Annotated in this window: 13 protein-coding genes; 4 read left to right on the top strand and 9 right to left on the bottom strand. The window is 68.1% G+C overall.

The features are described from left to right. Positions 1–21: 21 nt before the first annotated feature. A complete protein-coding gene (locus F9278_RS46360) occupies positions 22–189 on the bottom strand; it encodes a hypothetical protein (protein ID WP_167307964.1) in 168 nt (55 codons plus the stop codon). A gap of 464 nt (positions 190–653) precedes the next feature. Continuing rightward, a complete protein-coding gene (locus F9278_RS47415; protein ID WP_152170620.1) occupies positions 654–1,145 on the bottom strand; it encodes an ATP-binding protein in 492 nt (163 codons plus the stop codon). A gap of 253 nt (positions 1,146–1,398) precedes the next feature. Here F9278_RS47415 and F9278_RS26985 point away from each other — a divergent pair, with 253 nt between their 5' ends. Together F9278_RS26985 and F9278_RS26980 are read left to right on the top strand one after the other, a co-directional pair. Further along, positions 1,399–2,742: a helix-turn-helix domain-containing protein gene (locus F9278_RS26985; RefSeq protein WP_152170619.1), complete on the top strand. Its 1,344-nt coding sequence runs from the start codon at positions 1,399–1,401 to the stop codon at positions 2,740–2,742. Between the two features lie 72 nt (positions 2,743–2,814). After that, positions 2,815–3,987 (top strand): serine hydrolase domain-containing protein, encoded by a 1,173-nt coding sequence (locus F9278_RS26980; RefSeq protein WP_152170618.1) that lies wholly within the window; start codon positions 2,815–2,817, stop codon positions 3,985–3,987. A gap of 78 nt (positions 3,988–4,065) precedes the next feature. On the opposite strand, the gene F9278_RS26975 is transcribed toward F9278_RS26980, so the two are convergent. The 3 genes from F9278_RS26975 to F9278_RS26965 form a co-directional block, all read right to left on the bottom strand. Continuing rightward, positions 4,066–5,751, bottom strand: a complete 1,686-nt coding sequence (locus F9278_RS26975) for a TIGR04141 family sporadically distributed protein (protein ID WP_226966969.1) — start codon at positions 5,749–5,751, stop codon at positions 4,066–4,068. Between the two features lie 109 nt (positions 5,752–5,860). Continuing rightward, positions 5,861–6,241 carry a hypothetical protein gene (locus tag F9278_RS26970; RefSeq protein ID WP_152170616.1) on the bottom strand — a complete coding sequence of 127 codons (381 nt, stop codon included), beginning with the start codon at positions 6,239–6,241 and terminating at the stop codon, positions 5,861–5,863. Next, the gene (locus F9278_RS26965; RefSeq protein WP_152170615.1) at positions 6,238–8,712 is read right to left on the bottom strand and encodes an AAA family ATPase; all 2,475 of its coding nucleotides are present in this window, start codon (positions 8,710–8,712) and stop codon (positions 6,238–6,240) included. The genes F9278_RS26970 and F9278_RS26965 overlap by 4 nt, the downstream gene beginning before the upstream one ends. 316 nt (positions 8,713–9,028) lie before the next feature. Here F9278_RS26965 and F9278_RS26960 point away from each other — a divergent pair, with 316 nt between their 5' ends. Together F9278_RS26960 and F9278_RS26955 are read left to right on the top strand one after the other, a co-directional pair. Continuing rightward, complete coding sequence (locus F9278_RS26960; protein WP_152170614.1) at positions 9,029–9,685, top strand: DUF433 domain-containing protein; 657 nt, start codon at positions 9,029–9,031, stop codon at positions 9,683–9,685. After that, positions 9,675–10,061, top strand: a complete 387-nt coding sequence (locus tag F9278_RS26955; RefSeq protein WP_152170613.1) for a PIN-like domain-containing protein — start codon at positions 9,675–9,677, stop codon at positions 10,059–10,061. Before F9278_RS26960 ends, F9278_RS26955 begins: the two co-directional genes overlap by 11 nt. Positions 10,062–10,101: 40 nt before the next feature. Here F9278_RS26955 and F9278_RS26950 read toward each other — a convergent pair whose 3' ends face one another. From F9278_RS26950 to F9278_RS26935, 4 genes are read right to left on the bottom strand one after another with little or no spacing between them, the layout of a single operon-like run. Continuing rightward, positions 10,102–13,368 carry a type I restriction endonuclease subunit R gene (locus F9278_RS26950; protein ID WP_152170612.1) on the bottom strand — a complete coding sequence of 1,089 codons (3,267 nt, stop codon included), beginning with the start codon at positions 13,366–13,368 and terminating at the stop codon, positions 10,102–10,104. Further along, positions 13,365–14,600 (bottom strand): restriction endonuclease subunit S, encoded by a 1,236-nt coding sequence (locus F9278_RS26945; protein WP_152170611.1) that lies wholly within the window; start codon positions 14,598–14,600, stop codon positions 13,365–13,367. Before F9278_RS26945 ends, F9278_RS26950 begins: the two co-directional genes overlap by 4 nt. Further along, positions 14,593–16,233, bottom strand: a complete 1,641-nt coding sequence (locus F9278_RS26940) for a class I SAM-dependent DNA methyltransferase (protein WP_152170610.1) — start codon at positions 16,231–16,233, stop codon at positions 14,593–14,595. The genes F9278_RS26945 and F9278_RS26940 overlap by 8 nt, the downstream gene beginning before the upstream one ends. Positions 16,234–16,283: 50 nt before the next feature. Then, on the bottom strand, positions 16,284–18,371 hold the full coding sequence (locus F9278_RS26935; RefSeq protein WP_226966968.1) for a hypothetical protein: 2,088 nt from the start codon (positions 18,369–18,371) through the stop codon (positions 16,284–16,286). Positions 18,372–18,426: the final 55 nt, after the last annotated feature.

Genomic DNA, 18,426 nt, shown 5'->3' with positions numbered 1-18,426 from the left:
CCGGCCCCCACCGCTTGGTGCCTACTCGCTGTCGTGCAGGTTGCCGTCGCCACCCGGCCACGGCGCGTCGCCGGAACTTCCCTGGTTGTCCGACCGGAGGCTGTCGTACCGGTCGTGGACGGCGGTCAGCTCTTGCACCGCCACCAGGAGGCCGCTACGGGCCGGAGGCGGTGTCGTGGGCTCTGCCACCTCGTACTCCTTCCTCTTCGGTTCTCCCGCCAGGGCTCCGGCGGGAGGTCGGTGGCCGCCCCACAGCATTGAGAGAAGGGGTTGCCGTGGAGCGGCGGTCATTGAGGGTCGCGAAGAGCCGCGGTCCTACACCAGCGACCGGGCAGGTCCGCGATTCATCGGCAGCACGCCTACGTCCTGGCGCATGCTGGTCTCCAGAACGCGCTGGTCCAGCTCATACAGACACGCACGGCAGGCGTAGAGGGCCGCGTGTATGCCGCTCGACCGGACGGGTCCGATCCACGTCACCTCGACGTCGTCACGTCCACACCACAGCCAGCACTCGCCGCGCGCCTGCCATTCGTGGCGATCCCACAGCGCGTACTCAGTGGGCTCCCTGGTGACGGGGTCGATATCGCGGCGAGTAGGACGGAAGACGACATCAGGGTCAGGAAGCGGAGTCGTACGCAGTGCGTGCCGTCCCATCACGCGACCGTCAGGGTGAGGGACTCAGGCTCAACTACGCTCCCGAGCTTCGGCCGTAGTGCGAATAATCTGCGCAGAACAGCGGCTCGGATGGCGGGCGCCACCGTGGGAAGCGCGACCTCCGCCCATACGCGCTTCCCACGACCGGCGGGTTCCCAGGCACACCGCGAAGCGAGGAACTCGACCATTGCCAGGCCGCGCCCGCTCTCGTCGTCGGCCTGGGCACAACTCATCTGTGGAGCTGCGGGATTGTCGTCGAGGACGTCGATCACGAGGCGGCCGGGCCGGTGGTACAGCGTGACGGTGACGGGCCCCTCCCCATGAACCACGGCGTTGCTGATGAGCTCGGAGGCGACAAGACGGATGGCGTCAGCCGTGTCGTCGTCCAACGGCACGCCCCACGAACGCACCTTGTCGACGACCGTGCGCCGGGCGAGGGAAACTTCCCTTTCCTCACCCGCGAGGACGAACCGTTGGACGAGCATGGGCATGACTGACGCCTCCGAAGGGTTGGAGAGCGGCTCCGTCCCCGAGGGGGAAACAAGGGCGGAGCCGCCGATCTGAGGAACCGTTCCGGGAGCGGTCGCCCTGCGCGGGCTCCGTGGATGGCTGATACTCAGTCAACGGCCCGAGCGAGCAAGGCGGAACGTTTCTAGGGGGTTCCTCATGGGGACGCCCTCCCCGTACGCGGCCACGCGAAGTAACCTCCCCACTACGCCTTGAGGGGATGACGGGAGTGATGACATGCCTGGTGAGCCGTTGGCGGTCCACCCGCTGAGCTTCCTCCGCCAGACACACGGCTGGGGGAAGGCCGAGTTCGCCCGGCTCATGCAGGCGCACGGGCGGTCGCTCGGAATCCCGCTCGCGACCAACCGGACCACCGTATGGAAGTGGGAGCAGGGGCAGGAGCCGGACGCGGACGCCCAGCGCGTACTCGCCGACCTGCTGCGCGTCCCGTACGAGCAGGCCCGGAGGGAAGGTTGGCCCCGGTGGCTGCCGGTCTGGGAGGTCACGGGACTCACCGCCCCGTGGACCGAGGCCGGTACCGTTGAGGCGTTGTCCGAACTCGTGGGGAGTGGCCGCATGGATCGCCGGGGCTTTCTCACCATCACCGGCGCCGCCTTGACGGGCCTCGCGGCGAGCTGGGTGGACGCGCCGTCCGCCTTCGCCTCGGCTCTGGGCGGGGATCAGGTCACGGACACGATGGTCTCGACGATCGAGCAGCGCATCAGCACGCTCCGTACCCTCGACGACCAACTCGGCGGCGCCACACTCCTGGAGCAGGCACGCGGCGATCTCGCCCTCGTTACCGGACTCCTCAGCACCGGCAGGTACACGGAGAGCATCCGAACCCGCCTCTACGCCCTGGCCGCCCGGGTGTCGCACCTGACCGGCTGGATGGCCTACGACGCCGGTCTGCGGTCCGTCGGCCAGCGCTACTACGTCGGCGCCCTGCGCAGCGCCCGTACCGCCGGAGACGACGCGTTCGGCGCCTTCATCCTCGCGGAGATGGGCGTTCACGTCTCCGAGGCCGGACGGACCGCCGAGCGCGTCGCTCTCATCTCCACTGCCATCGACAACGCCCCTCGAACGCTGTCGCCTTACACCCAGTCCTTCCTCTACCTGCACAAGGCCGAGGCGCTGTCCCGCGACGGCGACCATGCGAATGCCGGTACAGCGCTCAACCGCGCATTGTCCCACTGGGAGCACCACACGACGGAGGAAAACCCGGACTGGCTCAACTGGTTCGGCGAGGCGCAGCTGAAGTCAACCGAGGGCAAGGTCCTGCTGCGGTCCGGGCAGGTGGAGCGCGCGACCGGTTCCCTGGAGACTTCGGTGAAGAGCGCGGCTCCTCGGGATAAGGCCGTACGCTCCAGCCGCTTGGCCGAAGCCCGGCTCGCCGGCGGCGACCTGGACGGGGCGCTTGACGCCGCGAACTACGGCACCGAACTCCTGGAGAGCAGTGTCAGCTCCGTAAGGGCTCTGGACCGCCTGAAGGAGTTCTCCGCACACCTCGAACCGCGCAAGTCCGTCCCCGCTGTCCGTGAGTTCCGCGAGCGGCTTCAGGCCGTGCCCGTCGCGGCGTGACCGTCACCTCTCGGGTTGAGAGGCCGAGCCCGCACCCTCAGAGCAGGCTGTCGTAATGCCAGGATGGACGGCATGACGACGATCTACGGTGAGGTCGCGGCTGGGTTCGAACCGGTGCGTGAGGCGTTCGCGGCGAACTTCGCCCAGCACGGGGACATCGGCGCGGCGGTGTGCGTCTACCAGTACGGCCGACCGGTAGTGGACCTGTGGGGCGGTGTCGCCGACCCCGAGACCGATCGTTCGTGGACACGAGACACGCTGCAACTCGTCTACTCGGCGACCAAGGGGGCGACCGCGACCGCGGCACACATGCTGGCCGAGCGCGGTGCGCTGGGCCTGGACGCGCCGGTGGCAAAGTACTGGCCAGAGTTCGCCGCGAACGGCAAGGCGGACATCCCGGTGCGCTGGCTGCTGTCCCACCAGGCTGGCCTGATCACACTGGACCAACCCGTCCCGCTGAACGAGGCGTTGGCCTGGCACCCGATGGCAGCCGCGCTTGCCGCTCAGCGTCCCCAGTGGACTCCGGGCACGGCGCACGGCTACCACGGCCGGACCTGGGGCTGGCTCGTCGGCGAAGTGATCCGCCGGGTATCCGGCCGGACACCGGGCCGCTTCTTCGCCGACGAGATCGCCGCCCCCCTCGGGCTCGACTTCTTCATCGGACTCCCAGCGGATCAACGCGACCGGGTCAGCCGCATGGTGTACCAGCGACCGGCCATCGACCTCACCACCGTGCCCGCCGAGTCGGTTCCCGAAGAACTCCGCGAACAGGTCGCCGCCTGGCGGGATCCGGAGTCACTCAGCAACCGGGCGTACGCGGTCACCGACCCCGCCGCGATCGACTTCGACTCGCCCGAGGTGCAGGCCGCGGAACTCCCGGCCTCCAACGGCATCGGCACCGCACACGCACTGGCGCGCATGTACGCCGCGCTGATCGGCGAGGTGGACGGCGTGCGCCTGCTGACCTCGGAGACCCTGGCCTCGGCGGCCAAGGAGCAGGCCAGTGGGAAGGACCAGGTGATGCTGATCCCGAGCCGGTTCAGCTCCGGGTACATGCTGCCTACCGAGACCAACCCCATGATCGGGCCGAACTCTTTCGGTCACACAGGCAGAGGCGGCTCACTTGGTTTCGCCGACCCGGAGCAGGGCATCGCCTTCGGCTATGCGATGAACAACATCATCGGGGGCCTCGACGACCTGCGTGCGACGTCACTGGTCGACGCGGTGCGAAAGTCGCTGGCGTAACAGCTGGCATCGCTGTGGCCCCGAGATCCGGAACGGCTCGCCAGCCACGTCGGTGTACGTCGTTACGGTGCGCGGCGGCTACGCCGCCAACCGCCGAGTCCCAGTCGAGGTGGTGGCGGACGGAGTGGAGGCGATGCCGATGACCTCGACCTGGACGCCCCATGTTTCGAGCGTCCTCGCCGTCTGCACCAAAGTGACCTGCGAGAACGGGAACAGGGTGTCCGCGGTGAGGTCGGTGCCATCCTTCAGCAGGATCGCGAAGACGACCTTCGAAGGCCGGAAGTCTTCCGGCAGACCGTGCCCTTGCCGGGCCGCCGCCACCTTCTCGGCGAACCGTTCCCTGCCCTCCGGGGAGTTCCGTAGCGTCTGTACGGCGACGAGCGCCTGACTGAAGAGATGGCTCAGGGCGTCGGAGCCCTTGGCTCGCTTCACCATGACCAGGACATCGTCCGGGCTCAGCAGGTCGCAGATCTCCACGCCGTTCCCGCGGTGCATCGAGGTCTGTACGTTGTCGCGGTCGAAGCAGACGTACCCGGGCCGCTGGTCCGGCACGGACGCGTTGTAGGTGCGTTCCTTTTCCCCGAGGACCCATGGAGGCAAGTCGAGGGACGGGGTGTCGGTGATCAGCCGCTCGGCGTGCGAGCGGATCGCCTTCAGATACTCCTGGTCGATCTCGTACCAGTGCTCGTCCATCAGGAAGAACCGGCGGGAGTCGAGAAACACCTCCGCCTCGATCCACCGGAGCGCGCTGGACGTCCAGATTTCGTCGGCCCGGTCGGCGCGGCCATGCCGATAGAGGGTGACGGTTCCCTCCCGGAGCGCGGCCACGCGGCGGCCCGCACGCTGGATGCGCGCTCGGCAGAGGACGTACTCAAGGTCGAAGTCGTCGGTCGACCGGCCGGCCACGTCGCTGTTGATCCTGGCCCTGAACGCTCTGGCGGCCATGTAGTCGTCCCAACGGTCGGCGGGGACAGCGACGCTGATTCTCCCGTCGGGCTCCTGTCCCAGAAGGTCGTCGAGGACGGCCTCCAGACGGGCGACAAGGCTGAGATCGTCGACGGGCACGACGTGTTCGACGAACTCCAGCTCCGGACTCGGCTTCTCTTCGCGCAACACGCGGGCGATCGCACGGATGTCGGCGATCAGGTCGACGCCCTCCACGCCGAGCCGCATACGCAGGCCGGTGCCGCCCTCGGCACTGGAGATCTTTCCCGGGTTGTCCCGGGAGATGGTGAGCGGGATGTTGTCCAGGTGGCCGCCGAGGCGGCGTACGATCTGCGCGTGCTCGACGATGCCCAGGCTCCACACCGAGGCCCCGCTCGGGATCAGGGTGATGTCGGTGCGCCCTCCGCCCGGGGTGTGCGACACCAGGTCCCGGATCTTCGCGGGGTCCACCCGGCGGGACGCGAAACTCAGCCCGAAGCGATGGTCCTTCAGACGGTCGGGCACCAGGCGGAAGCCCTGGTCGTAGCCGATCGCGTACACCTCACCGTCGACGGCCAGCATCAGCAGGCCGGCCGAGCGGTTGACGGGACGTGACACCTCGATACCCGTCGTACGGAAGATCTCGTCGCACCAGCTCGCCACGGGCTGCTCGAAACTGCCGGTGACCAGGACCGCCGGTACACCGAGGTTCTCGGGGACGTCGAAGTCCGCGTGGACCCTTTCCAACTGGTCCGCGTCCAGGGCGTCGAACATCGCGTCGGCAGTGGGAGGCACACCCCTGAGTCGGTACAGGGTTCGCTTGGACGTACGGGCCGTCATGGTGCTGTTCCTCGTTCCGCTCTTTGTGGACGGCGGCGATAACCGCCCTCGTGGTTTCGTTCTCATGCGTGTCTCCTCCCGGCAGTGCCTCTCCTGGGGCCAATGCGGATCAGTGGGCCAACAGGGCGACGAGCGCCGCGACTTCGGTGTGCCACGCGCGGACCTGGTCCTCCGTGGGACCGATCTCGTACTGGTGGTAGTGGCATCCCAGGCAGAGCTGGCTCCACACGGCCTTCGCGCGGCGGGCCGCTCCTGCTTCGGCGCAACCGCGGAGCCAGAGGAACGCGGCCCGCTGGGTGCCCTCCCGGATCGCGCGAGGCGCCCGGTGGGCGGTGAGGCGGTCGGCGACCGCGCTCTCCAGCGCGACCCGGAGGGCGAAGGCTGCACCTCGACACCGGCTCGCCGTGGCGGCAGTGGACGTGGCGGGCTCGTCGGTGTCCGTGAGCAGCAGGTCAGCGGTGTCGAGCAGCTGGCGAATCGTCTGGTTCACGGCCCCTCCTCGGGCTTGCGTACCGTCAGGGCGACGGCCTTGACGTCGTCCACGAACCGCTGGGGGTCCGGCATCGAGGTGCCCGACGGGTGGGCGCCCTCCTGGCACTGCCGGACAACGTCCACCGCCTTGGAGCCGCACCGCCTGCGCAGCTCGCAGTAGACGTCACTGGCCCTCTTCGTCGGGTCTCCGAAGAGCCCCAGGGCGGCGATGTCCATCAGCGTGACGGCCCCCGCGACGGCCTTCTCCGCCTCGTGTTCGGCCACCCCCGCCCGGTGCAGCCGCAGCCACGCGGCCTCGGAGAAGGCCCGTTCCAGGACGGCGCGGCAGAGGCTGGGCAGCACATGGGTCATCGCGACCGGCGGGAGGTTTCGCGTGCGGATGAGAGCGCGTGCGTCGGCCAGTGCCTGACCGACCGGATCGGTCACCCGGTTCACGGACACCACGGACCTGCCCGCCCGCTCCACCTCCAGTACGGTCACCGGGAGTTCCTGGTTGGTGAAGGCCCGCTGGAGTCGCGTGTCGTGAGTGAAGACCACGACCTGCCGGGTCTCCCCGAGGTCGTGCAGCACCTTCGCGAGGCCGTGGACCTTGGCGGGATCCATGGACTGCACCGGGTCGTCGATGACGACGAACCCGAAGGGACTGTCCGGCGCGGCGGCACGCGGCAGGAAGAGCGAGAGCGCGAGGGAGTGCAGTTCGCCCTGGCTCATCACGCCGAGGGCCGCCGCCTCGGTGCCGTCGACGGACACGTCCATCACCAGCTTGCGCACGGTGGCCTTCTCACTGCCGGTCAGGCGCACGGAACGCAGGTCCACGTAGCTCTGCTGGCGCAGCTCCTCCCAGATCCGCTGCGAGTGGTCCTCGAACGGCCGCAGCCGCTCCTCGCGCAGCTCGGCACGCGCCTCCTTCAGCCACTTACGGGCCGCCCTGACCTGGCACAGCCGGGGCCTGCCGGCGTACGCGGGCCGGGCCCGGTCGAGCCAGCCAGCGAGGCGGGTGACACAGGAACGCCACTCCTCATCGAGCTTCTCCAGCTCCCGCAGCGCCTCCTCGCGCAGCGCGGCGCAGGCGTCGGCGAGGACGAGCGCGGCAGTCTCGGCGCGGGCGGCGAGCCGCTCGGCGTCGTCGATCGCCCGGCACGCCTGCCACTCCTCCCACGGGTCCACAAGCGGGGCGGGCAGCCACGCAGGGACCGGCGTGACGAGGTAGCGGACAGCGTCCACCGCGTCCCGCAGCCCGGTGCGGGCCTCCCGCGCGGTCGCGGCCTCCCGTCGCAGGGTCGCCACCTGCTCGGCTGCCCGCTCGGCCCACGCCTCGTCGAGCGCCCGGTCGGACCCGCACACCGGGCAGGTGTCCTCGCCCTCGTACCGACGGCTGTGCTCCAGGGCCTTGGCCAGCAGTTCCGCGCGCTGGTGGGCGTCCTCGGCGCCCGAGGCGCGTACGTCGTCGAGTACGGCGACGGCCTCGCGCAGCCGGTCCACGGCCGCGCCGACCACGCCGAGGTCCGGTCCGGCCAGGGCGGCGGTCGTCCGCAGTTCCCGGAGACGACCCTCGTCCGCGTCGGGCAGCGAGGTCACGAGGGCATCGAGCTCGACGAAGTCGGGGTCGCCCGCCTTGCCGACGACCGCGAGCGCGCGTACCGCCCGCGGGTCGTCCAGCACGGACAACGCCTCGGCGAGTACGGGCCGTTCAGCCTCGGCCTGCTTCAGCGCGGAGTCGAGCGCCTTCTCGATGCCCTGGAGCCGCTCGTCCGCGTCGGTCAGTTCGCGGAGTCCGAGGATGGCGGCGACCGAGTCGTACTGTTCGCTGGGCCTGCCGTTGAGGACCTTGTCGAGATCCGCGTACGACAGAAAGGGGCTGTAGTCGTTCAGAGCCCGCTCCCAACCGACGCCGACGAAGGGCCGACGGCCATGGCCCGGCCGTCTGAACTCGACCTCGGGGGCGGTGACATCGTCGCCGGGCCAGGTGCACGTCAGAGTGGACAGCCGGGGGTCACCCGCGATGGCGAGGCGGACCTCGACCTTCGGGTCGGCACCGTCGTGCAGGTTGCGCCAGTGCCGGCGCCACACCTCGCCCCGCTGCTTGTCCAGGCGGGCGGTCCGGCCCGTGAGCGCCGTCTCGGCGCCCTCGGCGAAGCTGGACTTCCCCGAGCCGTTACGTCCCACGACGAGGGTGACGCCGGGCTTCGCGGTCAGCGGCAGACGCGCCTTGCGGCCGATGCCGCGAAAGCCGTTGACGCTGATGGAGTCGAGGAACACCCGCTGGTCCGGGTGCGGAGCGGCGGGGGTGCCGGAGGACTCCGTCGCGGTGGCGCTCAGTGCCTCTCGCAGGAGTTCCCGGGGTGCCTCGGCGAGCGCCGAGCTTTCGAGGCGGGCGGTCAGGCGGGAGAGCGTCGAGGAGGAGCCTCGGCGGTGATCGACCTGATGATCGGATGCGTTCGGCTCGTTCTGTGCGGGGTGTTCCGTCATGGTGCTCTCCGCCCTCCGTGGTCGGTTCCGGGGCCGGGCTCGTGCGGTGGGCGAGAGGAGTGAGTCTCTCGCTTTGCGCGAGCCCGGTGTGACAGAACCGACGGTAGAGGCGGAGAAGTTATTGAATCCAAGATTTCAGTGATAACCCTGGTTATCGAGAATTCCGCTCAAAAATGAGCCACGCGCTGCCGGGACTGCCAAGCCAAAGACCGACTCACTGCGGCTGACTGAGCTGATGACTGGGTGTGCGGTCCACCTGCAGGTGGGAGGCTTGATGTGGCACGATGCGAAATCCGGTGCCAAGAGGAGGTGGGGCATGGTCGACAGGTTCAACGACGGGCTGCTGACGCCCGCAGAGACCGCCTCCTACCTTGAGATTCCGCAGTCGACCATGACCTCGTGGCTGAAGGGAAAGGCCGCCGGAGCGCCACTGGTCCACCAGGTCGAGCCGGTACGGAGGGGGCAGCCTTCGGTGCCGTTCATCGCGGTGGCCGAGGCACACGTCCTTCGTTCTCTGCGTTCCCTTGGGCTTCGCATGAGCGAGATCAGGGAGGCCGCCGCCGCCGTACGGGACGCCTTCGACACCCCCTATGGCCTCGTGTCGAAGCGGATCGCCACGGACGGCGTGGACATCTTCATCGAGCACGGTTGGGGAGACCTCCGCAGAGCCCGCGACGGCCAGGTCCCCATCCACGAAGTGGTCTCCGACTATCTCCGATACCTCACCTGGGAGCCGGGCGACGACTTCCCCTCCAGCCTGCGGCTGAGGCAGTACCCGGACTCCGTCCCCGTCGTGATCGATCCGAGGTTCGGCCACGGTCTCCCCGTGGTGGCCGCCAACCGCGTCACGGTCCAGGCCATCACCGACCTGTGGGAGGCCGGGGAGACCGTCGAGGACATCGCGTACGACTACGACATGACGCCTGCACAGGTGGACGCGCTCTGCCGGGCCGTGGTGCACCTTGCCGCCTGAGTTCTTCCTCGACCGGAACCTCGGTCGCCGTGTCGCGGAAGGACTGAGAGCCTGCGGGTGGACGGTTCACCGCATCGGGGACGTCTTTCCTGACGACGGGCAGGACGTTCCGGACGAGGAGTGGATCACTTACGGTCTCGACCGGTCCTGGGTCCCGCTGTCGAAGGACGGGCGGATCAAGACCCGGGATCTTGAGATCCAGCCCGTCCTGGAGCGCGAGGCGGTGCTGTTCTACCTGGACAACCAGCAGCTTCGAAGCCCTGAGATGGTCGAGCGTCTCGTCGCACGTCGTGACGCCATCCACCGGGCCGTCGAGAAGGGCGGCCCGGCGGCCTACGCCGTGCGGCACGACCGGGTTGAGCGCACGTGGCCGTGACCGGGCAGGCGCCCCTGGTGGCGCCCTCCCGCATGCGTTGCTACTTCGCAGCGGGCGCCCACAGGGCGGCCACGATCTCCATCTGCTTGAGGACCAGGTCGATCGCCTCGCGCTCCTCTTCCGGCGGATAGTCGAACATCGCCAGCACGCGGCGGATGCGGGTACGGAGCTTCGCACGGACGGGCTCACGGGAGAGCCAGTCGACGGAGAGGTTCTTCTGGATGTCCTTGACTAGGGCACGGGCGATCTTGGCGAGGGTGTCATCGCCGCCTTCCACCACCTCGGCCATGTCACGGTGCGCTACGGCGTCGTAGAAAGCCAGCTCGGCGTGGGTCAGCGGCGGGTCGAACCGCTCGCCGCGGCGGGCCTCCGCCGACACCTCCCGCGCCAGGGCGGCGAGTTCGGCGATGACCTGGGCGCTGGTGAGCTGCTGGAGCATGTACCGCTTCATCAGGTCGTTCAGGCGCTCGGTGAAGCTCTCGTTGCGGACGACGTTGTGCTTGGTCACCTCGCGCATCTTCTGCTGGATCATGCGGCGCAGGGCCTCGGTGACCAGGTGCGGGGTCTCCGAGTTCTCCAGATTGCGCAGTTGCGCCTCGTTGAGGCGGGTGATGTCCAGCCGGCCGATTCCGGCCTCCGCATACAGGTCGGTGATCTCGTCGGCGTCGACGACCGAGGCCGCGAGGGCCTGCAGGTAACGCTGGACCTCGGCGCTGAGCGGCTCCCCGCTCGCCTCGCGCTGGGCGGCGTCGAGCTTGATCATCCAGGCCCGGACCTCGCTGAAGAACGAGATGTCCCGACGCCAGTCGTCCAGGTCCTCGCAGCGCTCGGCGATCTCCTTGCTCATCGCACAGACACGGTAGAAACGGTCCAGCCGGGCCGCGCTGTCCTTGAAGCGGACGGAGAGTGGCTTGGCGGGGGGCTCGACCTTGTTGCCCGGGTTCTTCGGGTCGCGCAGGAAGTCGGCGGTCAGGCGCAGCGCGCGCTTGCGGGTGTCGGGCCGGCTCGTGTCGGCAAGCCATTCCTTCCAACGGCTCCCGGCCAGCAGCCCCTTGATGGTGGCCAGCTCGTTCTTGACCTCGGTGACGGCCCGTTCGATGTCCGCGCCGAGGGTCTGGTCCTCGCGGTCCTGGTCTGAGTACTCGCGCAGGGCCTTGGTGAGGTTGTCGGTGAGCGGCGCGTAGCCGACGAGCAGGCCGTCCTGCTTGCCGCGGAAACGGCGGTTGACGCGGGCGAGCGCCTGCATCAGGTTGGCACCCTGCATCGGGCGGTCCATGTACAGGGTGTGGATGGGCGGGGCGTCGTAGCCGGTGAGCAGCATGGAATGGACGATGAGCAGTTCCAGCTCGTCGTCGGGGTCCTTGGCGCGCTTCTGGACGACCTTCTGCTGGGACTTGCGCAGCGAGTGCTTGCGCATGTGCTCGGGGTCGGAGCGGTCGCCGTGGAAGACGATCTTCATGACGCCCTTGTCGACCTCGTCGCTGACCCAGCCGGGCCGCCGCTCGGCCAGCGCGTCGAAGACCCGTACGCAGATCTCGCGGGTCGCGCACACGATCATCGCCTTGCCGGGGGCGCCGATGTCGGGCTTGACCAGCTCGCGGCGCTGCTCCCAGTGGGCGATCAGGTCGTCGGCGAGCTTCGCTATGCGGTCCTCGGAGCCGTAGATGGTGTTCATCGTCGTGGCGTACTGGATGGCGCGGCGGCGTTCGGCGTCGTCCATGCCCTCGGTGAGCGTGTTGGCCTGCTCGTCGAGAGTGTTCGGGTCGACACCCTTGGGCAGGTCGACCTTGATGACACGCGGCTCGTGGAAGACGCGGACCGTGGCCCCGTCGTCTACGGCGCGCTTCAGGTCGTAGATGTCGATGTACTCGCCGAAGACGGCACGGGTGTCAGCCTCGGCCTTCGAGATCGGCGTACCGGTGAAGGCGAGCAGGGTGGCGTACGGCAGGGCGTCGCGCAGGTGACGGGCGTAGCCGTCGAGGCTGTCGTAGTGCGAGCGGTGGGCCTCGTCGACGATCACCAGGATGTTGCGGCGCTCGGAGAGGAGGGGGTGGGACTTGCCGGCGTCCTTCTCCTCCTTGCTCAGGCCGAACTTCTGGAGGGTGGTGAAGACGATCCCGCCGACGTTGCGCCGCGTCAGCTCGGTGCGCAGCTCTTCCCGCGTGTCGATCTGGTGAGCCTTCTGCCCGAGCAGGGTCTCGCTGTCGAGGAAGGTGTCGTAGAGCTGGTCGTCGAGGTCGTTGCGGTCGGTGATGACGACGATGGTGGGGTTGTTGAGGGCCGGGTGGCGGGCGACGAGCGCCGCCGTCTCCACCATCTCCTCCGACTTTCCCGCGCCTTGCGTGTGCCAGACGACGCCGGCTTGGCCGTTCGTCCGCGACGCCTCGACCACAGCGTCCACCGCCTTGTTCACCGCGAAGTACTGGTGCGGCTTCGCGATGCGCTTGCCGGAGAGGGGCTCGCCCGGCTTGGGCGGGGGGAAGTTGACGAAGTTGCGGGTGAGAGAGAGAAACCGGTCCTGCGTGAACAGGCCGTGCAGGGCCAGGTTCAGTGCGTCGAGGCCGTCGTAGCCGGGCTCGTTGGTGTCGACGCGCTCGCCCTCGTGGTCGACGTTCCAGGGGGCGAAGTGCTCGTACGGCGTGAACGCTGTGCCGTACTTGGCGGTTATGCCGTCCGAGACCAGACAGAGGACGTTGTAGCGGAACGCGATCGGGAACTCCGAGACGTACGTCTGGAGTTGGGCGTGAGCCGACTTGAGGGTCGCGTTCTCGTCGGAGGCGCTCTTCAGCTCGATGACGGCGAGGGGCAGGCCGTTGACGTACAGGACGATGTCGAAGCGGCGGTGACTGCCGTCGGTGTCCCTGACGGTGACCTGGTTGACGGTGAGGTAGCTGTTCGCGTCGGGGTCCGTGAAGTCGACGAGGCGGACGGTGGGGGTCTGCTCAGCGCCGAACTCGTCGGTGTAGGTGAGGCGAATGCCGGTGGTCAGGAACTCGTGGGCCTGCTTGTTCTCCGGGTACGCCTCGCGGGAGGCAGGGTCGGTGGCGATTCGGAGGGCTTCGTGGACGGCGGTTGAGGTCAGCTCCGGGTTCAGCTTCTCGATGGCTGCCTGGAGCTCGTCATGGAGGATCAGGTCGTCCCAGTCTCGGCGGTGGCCGGTGCCGGGGGCCAGGTCCTTGCCAGGCTTGGTTTCCCAGGCGAGTTGGGCGAGTTCGTCGAGGGCGAGGTGCTCCCAGGTGGACTCGGTCATTTTGGCGTCGAGGTGGGCGGGGATGTGAGTTGACTCGCTGCCGCTTTCCGTGGTCATACGGCGTCCTCCACGATCTTCTCGGCGTCGCGAACTCGGAGCTTGCCGGACATCAGTTGGGGGAGGAGGGTGTCGCGGAGGGTGGCCAGGGTGCGCGATTCGGCCGCGGCTTGAGCAGCCCTGCGATGCAGCGGTGAAACAGCCCGCGCAAACTCGGCAATGTTCTGATCACTCGCCAGGCGGATCGGCATGGCCTTAAAATTCTTGCGACTCAGCTCAAGGAAGGTCGACCCGTTAGCCAGGCTGATCATTTCTTCCACGCGCGAGCGCATTTCATGAAACAGCCACCATCGCAGCTCCTCGGTTGGCGGCAGCACAACGATGAATCCCTGGTTTACCGCAGCAGGCATCTGCGGCAGAGCAAAAGCCCCAATGGTTGCCCGAGAAGTCATGAGGATGGACTGCGCTGGATAAAGCTGTGATGCACAGTTCTCCAGCCCCTTGGCCGTGATGGTCCTGCCGGTTTCAAAGAGATACGGCGCAGTCAGAGCGGTTACGTCTGTTGGAGTGCTCCAAGCGATCTCCCCACCCCAGTAACCCTCTACCTTCGTACTGGGCGTCCCTCCGCCGGCAACGGTCGCTGTCGAAGCGAACGTCTCGGGCCCGAAATCCAACTCTCGGACGGCACGAGCATAATGAGCGTCTGCAAGCTCAATAGCCACAGTCGCGATGCGCTCATTGCCCACGATCTTGTCATCTAGCGCCCCGAGCGCTTCAGCGATGGCCTTCTGTTCGTAGAGTGGCGGACAGGAAATTACCACCTGGCGAAGTTGAGTCAGGTTGAACCCTGGCACCGAGCTACCAATAGCCACTCCCTGCACTTGAGCCACAGCCTCTGGAGACGATAGGGCATAGTACAGAAAAAGCGAATCAGTGTGTTTTGGATCCGGAGTAAGCTTCATCTGTTTGTTAGAGACGATGTAGCGGTCGAACCGGGCACGGCTGTCCACCAGCCCAATTTGGCCAACAGTGCCCCAGCATGTAAATACCAGATCTCCTTGGCGGGCCACGCTACGCGAGAATTCGTCAGCCTTGGATTCATCCACGAAGACGATCTCATCGTCAAGCAGTCGGTCTCCCACCTTGAGACTCAGATTGCTCCCTCGAATGACAGGAACACCCTCTTCTCGGAAGAATCGGGAACCAATCGCTGATCCAAAGGGACCTGTAGCCAGAGAGTTCTTACCAGGGGCAGCGAGATCCTCGATCTTGACGCTACGCCAGTCAGCCACCGATCCTCCCCAACTGCTCCCGCACTACCGCGTCCAACCCGGCCGACTCATCCAATTGCTCGAACAGTTCTTTGGTCAGCCGAGCGATCCTCTCCTCCATCGGCTCAGCGTCCGGGTCCTCCTCGACCTCCGCAGCCCCCACATACCGCCCCGGAGTCAGCACGTAACCGTGCTTCTCGATCTCCTCGATCGTCGCGCTGTAGCAGTAGCCCGGAACGTCGTCGTATGTAAGGCCCTTGTCCCTCGCCGATCTCGTGCCCCGCCATGCGTGATACGTGTCAGAGATCTTCTCCAGGTCGTCCTCCGTGAGGACGCGCTCCGTGCGATCGATCATCGTGCCCATCGAGCGCGCGTCGATGAACAGGACCCGGCTCCGCCGGTCCTCTAGCGCCTTCGCGCCCTGCGGAGACTTGTCCTTCGTCAGGAACCACAGGCACGCCGGGATCGCCGTCGTGCGGAACAGATTGCCCGGAAGCGCGATCATGCAGGACACCAGGTCCGCCTCGACCATCGCTGCGCGGATCTCTCCCTCGCCCGACTGCTTCGACGACATCGACCCGTTGGCCAGGACGATACCCGCGCTGCCCCTGTCCCCCAGCTTGGAGACAATGTGCTGGAGCCACGCGTAGTTGGCGTTCGACTGAGGCGGAGTGCCGTACCGCCACCGCCGGTCATCCGACTTCCTCGCCCAGTCCGACATGTTGAAGGGCGGGTTGGCCATCACGAAGTCAGCCTTCAAATCAGGCAACTTGTCGTCCGCGAACGTGTCCGCCCAGCGATCGCCGACGCCCTTCGGGTCCATGCCGTGGATGGCGAGGTTCATCTTGGCAAGGCGCCACGTGCGCTCGTTGGCCTCCTGGCCGTACACGGCGATGTCGTGCGTGTGGTCCTTGCCGCGCCGCCGCGCCACGAACTTGCCGCTCTGCACGAACATGCCGCCCGAGCCGCACGCCGGGTCGTACACCCGCCCCTCGTACGGCTCCAGCACCTCGACGATCAGGCGGACCACGCTCGCCGGCGTGTAAAACTCGCCTGCCCGCTTGCCCTCGGCACGGGCGAACTTCTCCAGGAAGTACTCGTACGTCTCGCCCAGGACGTCCTGCGCGGGACGGTCGCCATGCCCCGTGAAACGTGCGTCGCTGATGAGGTCGACGAGTTCCTTCAGACGCTTTTGGTCTACGTTGTCGCGGTTGAAGATCTTCGGAAGGACGCCGGTGAGGGTCTTGTTGGCCTTCATCACCTCGTCCATGGCCTCGTCGAGGAGCTTGCCGACGCCGCCCTCCGCGCTGGCCGCGTTCTCGGAGATGTGGTCCCAGCGCGCCGTCGGGGGCACCCAGAAGACGTTCTTCTCCGTGTACTCGTCCTTCTCCTCAAGGAAGGCCGCCCGCCGGTGCTCGGGGATCTGAGCCAGCTCGGGATCGGCGGCCAACTCCTCGCGGCGTTCGGTGAAGGCGTCGGAGACGTACTTCAGGAAGACCAGGCCGAGTACGAACTCCTTGTACTGGGCGGCGTCCATGGAGCCGCGGAGCTTGTCCGCGGCCTTCCACAGGATGTCCTGGATCTCCTTGGTGCTGGAGACACTGAGCAGTTCGCCCTGTCCGGCGGCTGCCGCGGCTCGCTTGCGGGGAGGCATCGTTCCTTCTTCCGACTTGTCGGTGGGTGGGTCACATACGGTGGATTCGGCTACGTACGGTTGTTGGTTCGGGCTTCACCGAGGGTGAGGGTGCCGTCGGCCAGGCCCGCGATCGTAAGGCGGCGGGCCTCGGCGAGGGCGTCGCCCTGGGCTCGCAGCAGGCGTTCCCTGCGTTCGGTCTCGGCCAGCAGGGCGTCGAAGCGTAGGACCTCGTCCGGGTCGAGGTCGGGGAGCTGGTAGTCCTCGATACGGCGGGAAGGGCGTACCGCGCTGGGGCTGCGGGCGGTGCCACGGGCCGCGCCGAGCAGGGCCGCGAGGACCCGGGGGGTGAGCGGCCGGGTGGCGTCGGCGTTGACGCGGAGCACGCGGGCCGGGAACGCGACGACCGAGAAGCCGTCGTGGTCGACGTACACGCCGAGACGGGGCGCGAGGGTGTAGACGACGTCACCGGGCTCGGTGAGCGCCGCCCGTTCGTACGCTGTCGCCAGCAGCAGGCGGTCGATGCGGCGATCGCCCGCAGGTCGTTCGCCGGTGATTTCCTCGGGGCCCAGGACGGTGTGGTGGCCCTCCAGGGTGAGGTGCTTCTCGTCGATACGGTGGCCGGGGAGCCGTGTCACCCTGCGTGCGGTGATCAGCTTGCCGAGGGTGGTGCGCTTGGGCAGGCGACCGACCCTGCGCATTACGGCCCCTCGGTAAGGGCCTCGCTCGTCCTCGTACATGCGGGTGTCCGCCGTCGCGCGCTCCAGGCGGGCCTCGGCCTCGGCGATCAGGGCGGGGCGTTCGGTGACCTTGTCGGACCAGATGGCGGAGGCGGGCGGCGCGGGCGGGGTTAGGGGACCGCCGAAGGCCCGGTCTAGGTCGGCGATGGGGACCACACGGCCGTAGCGCGGGTCGTGACCGTCGAGTCCTCGGAAGCCTTCCGCCCGCCAGAGGAGGACGTCCTCGGCGAGCCGCATGCGCACACCCGGCGTGAGCTGTTCCGAGCTGATGTCGGCCAGTAAGACCAAGCCCTCCGCCTCCCGGACGGGACCGCGTTTGAGCGTCCACAGCGCGGGACGGTAGCCGGGGCGGAAGGGAAGGACCCCGCCGGGAAGCGCGATGACCGACTCGACGAAGTTCTCGCGGAGGAGGGCCGAGCGGAGCTGGGCGGCCTCGGTGCTCTTCAGTTCATCGACGAGCGCGTCGGCCGGTCCGAGGACGAGTGCCGTGCAGCCGGGGCGGAGGAGGTAGGCGACGCGTTCGAGCTCCGTCAGGGCGGCGAGTACCGAGCGGTCCTCGCCCGGGCGGTATGGGAGCTGGGTGACGACGATGTCCGGGTCCGCGAAGCGTTCCTCCAGGTCGGAGCCGGTTTGCACGTCCAGGTCGAGTTCGCTTACGCCCGCCAGCAGGAAGCGGCGGCGGGTGATGCGGGTGAGCCGGTCGTCGAGGTCGGCGGCGAGGACGGTGACGCGATCGCGGTCCTCCGTGTCGTCGAGGAGCGCGGCGAGCAGGTCGCCGGCGCGGGCGTGCGGGTCGGCGAGGGTGAGGGACTCGCCTCGCTCAAGACGGACACGGAGGTCGGTGAGCTGGGTGAGCAGACTCCGCAGCTCCGGGGCGACCGCGTCGGCAGCGAGGGAGTCCAGTCCGAGCCGGGAGCGGGCGGCGAGCAGCCACTCGTACGCGCCGCGCTCGTCGTAGGCGGATTCGACCAGGTCCTCGGCGAGGCGGGCGAGCGGGGCCGCCGTGGCGTCGATCGAGCGAAGCTCGCGGAGTACGAAATCGTCCTCGGCGTCGATCCGTTCGGCTCGGCGCAGCAGCGCGGACCAGAGGGCCTCGTCCGCTTCGGCGTCGGGCGGGGAGATTGGGGAGGCGTTCGCGCCGTCGTCGGCCAGTGGCCGGCCGCCGAGCCGGCGTAGGCACAGGAGGCTGCCCAGCGTCTCGACCAGCTGCCACGGCGTGAAGCGGTCCCGCAGCGCGATGATGCCGAAAAGGGCCAGCTCGGATCGGAGCTCCTGCGGGGCGGCGTTGCCCAGGCCGGAGGCGATCAGCCAGCCCGTCACCTGTGCGCCGTCGAACAGGGGGCGTCCCGAGTTCTCGGACACCGCTGCTGGGAAGTCCGGGTGGCGTCGGCGCCAGGTGGACACGACAGGGCGCTTCACTCGGGCGAACGTCGCGATATCGGACATCGATACCAGGAGAGGTAGCGGCCTGGGG

The sequence above is a fragment of the Streptomyces phaeolivaceus genome (assembly GCF_009184865.1).
GTDB lineage: Bacteria > Actinomycetota > Actinomycetes > Streptomycetales > Streptomycetaceae > Streptomyces > Streptomyces phaeolivaceus.
Note: the sequence above shows the minus strand (reverse complement) of the source record. Positions and strands in the feature narration are given on the sequence as shown.

What these genes read in the sequence shown, in the direction of transcription:
- F9278_RS47415 (WP_152170620.1), bottom strand. Translation starts at nt 1,145, where the DNA reads ATGCCCATGCTCGTCCAACGGTTCGTCCTCGCGGGTGAGGAAAGGGAA.
- F9278_RS26965 (WP_152170615.1), bottom strand. Translation starts at nt 8,712, where the DNA reads ATGACGGAACACCCCGCACAGAACGAGCCGAACGCATCCGATCATCAG.
- F9278_RS26940 (WP_152170610.1), bottom strand. Translation starts at nt 16,233, where the DNA reads ATGCCTCCCCGCAAGCGAGCCGCGGCAGCCGCCGGACAGGGCGAACTG.
- F9278_RS26975 (WP_226966969.1), bottom strand. Translation starts at nt 5,751, where the DNA reads ATGACGGCCCGTACGTCCAAGCGAACCCTGTACCGACTCAGGGGTGTG.
- F9278_RS26985 (WP_152170619.1), top strand. Translation starts at nt 1,399, where the DNA reads ATGCCTGGTGAGCCGTTGGCGGTCCACCCGCTGAGCTTCCTCCGCCAG.
- F9278_RS26950 (WP_152170612.1), bottom strand. Translation starts at nt 13,368, where the DNA reads ATGACCACGGAAAGCGGCAGCGAGTCAACTCACATCCCCGCCCACCTC.
- F9278_RS26980 (WP_152170618.1), top strand. Translation starts at nt 2,815, where the DNA reads ATGACGACGATCTACGGTGAGGTCGCGGCTGGGTTCGAACCGGTGCGT.
- F9278_RS26960 (WP_152170614.1), top strand. Translation starts at nt 9,029, where the DNA reads ATGGTCGACAGGTTCAACGACGGGCTGCTGACGCCCGCAGAGACCGCC.